This window comes from Phenylobacterium ferrooxidans, from assembly GCF_042714595.1.
Taxonomy (GTDB): Bacteria; Pseudomonadota; Alphaproteobacteria; order Caulobacterales; family Caulobacteraceae; genus Phenylobacterium; species Phenylobacterium ferrooxidans.
Genome location: NZ_JAOTJD010000079.1, coordinates 1 through 4,545, shown reverse-complemented (window position 1 = coordinate 4,545; position 4,545 = coordinate 1). Strand labels below are relative to the sequence as shown.

Annotated in this window: 5 protein-coding genes; all 5 read left to right on the top strand. The window is 65.0% G+C overall.

Annotated elements, in window-relative coordinates:
* Window positions 1-219 precede the first annotated feature (219 nt).
* The gene (locus OCL97_RS22410; protein ID WP_377371910.1) at window positions 220-978 is read left to right on the top strand and encodes a class I SAM-dependent methyltransferase; all 759 of its coding nucleotides are present in this window, start codon (window positions 220-222) and stop codon (window positions 976-978) included.
* Window positions 979-1,919: 941 nt separating this feature from the next.
* Window positions 1,920-2,117, top strand: a complete 198-nt coding sequence (locus tag OCL97_RS22405) for a hypothetical protein (RefSeq protein ID WP_377371909.1) — start codon at window positions 1,920-1,922, stop codon at window positions 2,115-2,117.
* Window positions 2,118-2,309: 192 nt separating this feature from the next.
* Window positions 2,310-2,960 (top strand): LemA family protein, encoded by a 651-nt coding sequence (locus tag OCL97_RS22400; protein WP_305762322.1) that lies wholly within the window; start codon window positions 2,310-2,312, stop codon window positions 2,958-2,960.
* Entirely contained in the window at window positions 2,957-3,754 is a 798-nt protein-coding gene (locus tag OCL97_RS22395) for a TPM domain-containing protein (protein ID WP_377371908.1), read from the top strand. The genes OCL97_RS22400 and OCL97_RS22395 overlap by 4 nt, the downstream gene beginning before the upstream one ends.
* A complete protein-coding gene (locus tag OCL97_RS22390; RefSeq protein WP_377371907.1) occupies window positions 3,754-4,449 on the top strand; it encodes a TPM domain-containing protein in 696 nt (231 codons plus the stop codon). Before OCL97_RS22395 ends, OCL97_RS22390 begins: the two co-directional genes overlap by 1 nt.
* The last annotated feature ends 96 nt before the right edge of the window (window positions 4,450-4,545 follow it).

Below are 4,545 nucleotides of genomic sequence, written 5' to 3'. Positions count from 1 at the left end.
TTCATCGACGGCCCCAAGGCTGCTGCGTCGATGCTAGATTCTAAGCTGCTTCGCCGTTTTTACACAGCCTGGACCCATTGCAGACGTTGAGGGTGACGCGAGTAGTGGCGAGAGTTCTCGCATCAACCGCTGAACCGTTACGAGTGCAGCTCTGTTCACACGCAAAGATTCGCTTACCTTGCCTCACCGTCCGCTCGTCCTCCAGCCACGCGATGCCACATGACTGCCGAGACAAGAGACGCCTTCGATGCAACATCGAAGTTCTACGATCGCCGACTGCCCTACGACACCCGACTCTTTCAACAGCTGGCGATCGAGTTGGCGCTCGGTCCGGAAGTCTCGCTACTCGACATCTGCTGCGGCAATGGCCAGCTATCCGTGGGCTTCGCAGATCGGGTCAAGGAGGTCGTCGGGATTGATTTTTCCGAGGGGATGCTGAAGCGAGCGCCGCAGCGCCCGAATATCCGCTATCTCCGGCACGACCTGAACGCCCCCGCGCTTCCCGGCGCGGTAGCCGACCACCGCTTCCACCATTTCGTTGTTGGTCGGGCGATCCACTGGCTGACGCCGGAGTCTCTCGTGGCCCTCATCGGGTCAAACCTCAGGCCTGGCGGAAGTGTCGTAAACTGCGGCGCCGGCTGGTCGGACGACACGCCCTGGCTCGAACAGTATGTGGCCCTCCGAAAATCATACCGTCCGGGTCAGGCCAGGGGCGGCCGTGGTAATGCGGGGCTTGGAATGGCAGGATTTGCCCAGCAGGGTGGGGTCAGGGTCAATAAGACGATTTGGTGCGACCTCGAGTTACTGGTCAAGCACGCCTTATCCTATAGCAGCCTTGGGGACATGGCTCCGGATGAGGTCGAATACTTTAGAGAAGACCTTACGAAACTGATGGAGCCATATCGGGCTGATGGCCTCTATCAAGGAAACGCTGTCACGTGGGGCGCAATTTACCGGCGCAATGAGCAGCTCGCTTGAGCAAGACGGCCCCAAATTTCCGGATGACCGCTAACCACCCTGAACAGCCTTTGGGAGGGTCTGCTATCCGGCACTGAGCCGGAACGTCTGCTTGCGGCGGCCTTGCTCACGACCGTTCGCGACCCGTTGCGGACGTTAGCAGACTTGCACGGATTATTTCTCAGCCGCGCGCTGCGAATGGAAAAAGTCGATTTTCCAGCTCCCGTCCTGACGAACCAGTACGGCGGACTCTAGCCAGCGGACAGGTCGGACGTCAGGTGGGATACCGGCGCTGCCCACGTTCTCCCATGCGGACCATGCCACGTCGCAGCGGAGCTTTGTGTCTAATGGGCCTACCGACCAATTGAGTTGCACGCCTCGAGAGTGAGCATCCCGCACTACGTTTACTAATTCGGTCCCGGCGAAACGCTTGCCAACATCGAATGAGTAAAACGAAGCGGTAGTCAGGCGCTGGAACGCGACCTTATCTTCCTTCTGAAGCGCATCGAAAAAGGCGTGGACGGTCTGCTCGATTTCGCCACTAGCCCCGGGCGGGGCGGAGCAGCTGGACTGACGGGCATGAGCGCACCCCGTAAGCATGACGGCCGATACGAACGCGAGAGAATAGGTGAGCGCCTTCATACCCGAAAATTAGGCTCATTCTTCCTTGGGTCAATGTCCGCTTGCCACCCCTAGCCGACCTTTGGAGGGTCTGCTTTCGGGCAGTGCGCCCGCTTACTGCCCAGCTAGGTTGCCTGTCTGCATCGCGTCGGGGAACGCCTCGCTTCCGCAGTTGGCGGTGTTTCACTGAGATGAAGGGCTGCGAACTTGGTCCAGCCCAGTACCCGACGGACTCCGCCCGTCTCGCGTCACCCGCCGCCACAGCAACCGCAACGCTCGGCCGGCGTTATGGTCAAGCTCGCGCCCGGCCTTCGCCGGGTGGGGCGTCAGGATATTCTCCCATGGCTGCTCGTCGCGCCGGTGTGGCCCTCACCGCCCCCTCCGTACCCCTGTTCGCCATCGCGGTGGTGCTGGCTGTTCTGTCCATGCTGGTCCAGTACGGCGGCATCGACATCCCGTTGATCAGCGAGCACGTGTTCACCACCCTCGCCGTGGCCTTCGCGATCCTGACCGCCGGCGTCCTGCTGCGCGGAGCCTGACGGAGCGAGGCTGCCCGTCCTGGAGTTCAAGGTCATCCGCGCGCACGGAGGCGTCGTGCAAGTCGCAACCAACTTGTGCGGCGGAGCTTTCCAAAGCTTAATCCGCCCTGTCGTTGCGCCATCTCAACGACGGGGCCACATAGGCCGATAGTCAGGCCTGATCCTGATGCTGCTCTTGGGGAGCCACACACCTTGTCCACCCTTCGCAATCGCCTCGCGCGCGTCGCCCTGCTGGTGCTCGCGCCTGTCCTGATCGCCGGCTGCGGGATCAACAACATCCCCACCAAGGAAGAGCGCGCCAAGGCCCAGTGGGCCGAGGTGCAGAACCAGTATCAACGCCGCGCCGACCTGATTCCCAATCTGGTGGAGACCGTGAAGGGCTACGCCGCCCAGGAAAAGAGCGTCCTGACAGCCGTCACCGAGGCCCGCGCCTCGGCCACCCAGGTCAAGGTCGACGCCTCCACCCTCACCGACCCGGCCCAGTTCGCCCAGTACGCCGCCGCCCAGGACAAGCTGTCGGGCGTGCTCGGCCGGCTGATGATGATCCAGGAGAACTACCCGGACCTGAAGTCCAACCAGAACTTCCTGGCCCTGCAGAGCCAGCTGGAGGGTACGGAGAACCGGATCAGCGTCTCGCGCCGCGACTACAACGAAGCGGTCCGGGACTACAATCTGGAGTTCCGCAAGTTCCCCAACAGCTTCTGGGCCTCCACCGTCCATAGCGGCTCCAAGCCGATGGTGATGTTCCAGGCCAACGCCGCTGCACAGGCCGCGCCCAGCGTCAGCTTCTCGCCCACGACGCCGCCGGCGACGTCCACCCTGCCGGCCGCGCCGGCCCAATGACCCAGCGCAAGGGACTGCGGGGCCTGCTGGGCCTCGCGGTCCTCGGCCTCGTCGTGAGCGCGGGGGTGGCGCTGGCCGCCCCCAAGTTCCCCCCGCTCACCGGGCGGGTGGTGGACAATGCCGGCCTGCTGTCGCCGGCCGCCGAACAGAAGCTCACCGCCGAACTCGCCGACCTGGAGACCAAGACCGGACGTCAGATGGTGGTGGCGACCCTGCCCGACCTCGGCGGCTACGAGATCGAGGACTACGGCTACCAGTTGGGCCGGGCCTGGGGGATCGGCGACAAGACCCGCAACGACGGGGTCCTGCTGCTGGTGGCCCCCAACGACAAGAAGGTGCGCATCGAGGTCGGCTATGGCCTCGAGGGCATACTGACCGACGCGCTTTCCAGCGTGATCATCCAGACCAAGATCCTGCCGGCCTTCCGCGACGGCAAGATGGAGGCGGGCGTGATCGCGGGAACTGAGGCGGTGATCGGCCAGCTATCCCTGCCCGACGATCAGGCCAAGGCCATCGCCACGGCGACGCCGGCGCCGGAACCCGAGTCGGAAAACAGCCTGCCCGGCGTGATCATCTTCATCGTGGTGATCATCATCTGGGTGCTCAGCGGCATCCTGCGGGGCGGACGCCGTCGCCGTGGGCGGCGCGGCGGCGGCCTCTGGTGGCTGCTGCCCATGTTGCTCTCGAGCGGCGGCCGCGGTGGCGGCAGCAGCTGGGGCGGTGGCGGCGGTGGCGGCGGCTTCAGCGGCGGCGGTGGATCGTTCGGCGGCGGTGGATCTTCAGGAGGATGGTGATGCTGTCAGACGCTGACCGCGCGCGGGTCGAGGCCGCGGTCGCCCGGGGCGAGCTGCGGACGCGCGGTGAGATCTACACCGTGGTGGCCCGGGAATCCTCCGACTACCGGGAGGTCCCGGTGACCTGGGCGGCGATCGCGGCCCTGGCCGTGCCGGCCCTGCTGCTGGCCGGCGGCGTCCAGGTGAGCGCCCCGGAGATCCTCACCGGCCAGTGGAGCGCCGCCCAGATCGGGGCGGTGGCCGAACAGTCGGTGCGCAGCGCCCTGACGTGGGCCTTGCTGATGCAGGGGGTGCTGTTCGTGGCCGTCGCCCTGCTGGTGGGGATCATCCCACCCCTGCGCCGGCTGCTGACGCCCAAGGGGCTGAAGCGGGAGCGGGTCTTGCGTCGGGCCCAGGAGCAGTTCCTGGCCAAGAACCTGGCGGCCACCCGCGAACGCACCGGGGTGCTGATCTATGTCTCCGCCAAGGAGCGCATGGCCGAGCTGATCGCCGACGAGGGCGTGGCCTCCAAGGTCGATCCCAAGGTCTGGGACGAGGCCATGGCGGCGCTGATTTCGGGCATCAAGCGCAAGCAGCCGGCCGAGGGCTTCGAGGCGGCGATCGGCCTCTGCGCCGACATCCTGGCGCAGCATTTCCCGGCCAACGCGACGGACAATCCCAACGAGCTGCCCGACAGCGTGGTGGTCTTGCCCTGAGCTGATCCTTCTCCCCTTGCGGGCAGGGGAATCGCATATGGCGTTGGAGTCGAAATCTTAGGTCGAAGCGGATTCTGCAGATGTCTCCTTGGTGTT

Coding starts and splice junctions, on each gene's coding strand:
- OCL97_RS22410 (WP_377371910.1), top strand. CDS start 220: ATGACTGCCGAGACAAGAGACGCCTTCGATGCAACATCGAAGTTCTAC.
- OCL97_RS22390 (WP_377371907.1), top strand. CDS start 3,754: ATGCTGTCAGACGCTGACCGCGCGCGGGTCGAGGCCGCGGTCGCCCGG.
- OCL97_RS22395 (WP_377371908.1), top strand. CDS start 2,957: ATGACCCAGCGCAAGGGACTGCGGGGCCTGCTGGGCCTCGCGGTCCTC.
- OCL97_RS22405 (WP_377371909.1), top strand. CDS start 1,920: ATGGCTGCTCGTCGCGCCGGTGTGGCCCTCACCGCCCCCTCCGTACCC.